This window comes from Massilia sp. BKSP1R2A-1, assembly GCF_050586525.1.
Lineage (GTDB): Bacteria > Pseudomonadota > Gammaproteobacteria > Burkholderiales > Burkholderiaceae_D > Telluria.
Genome location: NZ_JBOBRE010000039.1, coordinates 1 through 977 on the forward strand (window position 1 = coordinate 1; position 977 = coordinate 977).

At 56.5% G+C, this 977-nt stretch carries 1 protein-coding gene; it reads left to right on the plus strand.

Translation table 11 applies throughout. The features are described 5' to 3' along the window. The coding region (locus ACQ7JA_RS24965; RefSeq protein WP_430902402.1) for an IS110 family transposase at positions 1-713 on the plus strand (713 nt) is incomplete at its 5' end. Between the last annotated feature and the right edge of the window lie 264 nt (positions 714-977).

The window sequence follows — 977 nt, forward strand, 5'->3', positions numbered from 1 at the left end:
CTGTTGCCGTCAAGAACGAAGAGCAGCAAGCTGTGTTGGCCCTGCATCGGGTGCGCCGGTTGTTGGTCAAACAACGTACGGCGCAACGCAACGAAATGCGAGGCTTGATTGCGGAGTACGGCGAAGTTTTCGGGACCAGAAAAGCCGGCTTTGATGCCGGTATCAAGGAAGCCCTGGCACGACTTGCCGAACGTCTGCCTGCGATGCTGATCGACACGCTGCGAGAACAATTAGATGAGTTAAACAGGCTCGACGAACGGATCGCCCGGATCGAGGCTCGGCTGTCGGCCTGGCTTCGACAAGATCGCGCCGCGCGCGCCATTGCGGAGATCCCTGGCGTTGGTCTTCTTACCGCAACCGCTGCGGTAGCGACGATGGGAGATCCCAAGACGTTCCGGTCTGGGCGTGAATTCGCTGCCTGGATCGGATTGGTACCAGCCCAGACCGGCACAGGAGGGAAAGTTCGACTATTAAAGATCAGCAAGCGCGGCGACATATACTTGCGCTCGCTGTTGGTGCAGGGCGCTCACTCGATCCAGCGACATGCCAAAGTCTTGCCAATATGGCTGCAAGAGATCAGCAAGCGCCGACCATCGAACGTGGTGACGGTTGCGCTTGCAAACAAAATGGCGCGCACGATCTGGGCTGTGCTGGCTCACGAGCGAGCTTACGACAGAGAATACGTCAGCGTGAGACCAGGCACATCGAACTGAGCCATTTACACGTAGCCACGAAAGGATTGCACCTCACAAGTTGCGTTAGGTAGTGACAACGATGACAGACAGGTCAGACCGGGGCTCACCAAACCTGTGTTCACGTTAGGGCTTCAAGCCCGATCCAGAAATGAGGAGTGGGTCAGCGGATTTCATCGGGGCCAGCGGCTTGCCGCAACCAAGGCCGGATATAAAACTGCGACTTTCCTACTCTGGCATTGCTTGAATTACCTTGCAAAAGGGAGGCGTCCATATAAACGTGAA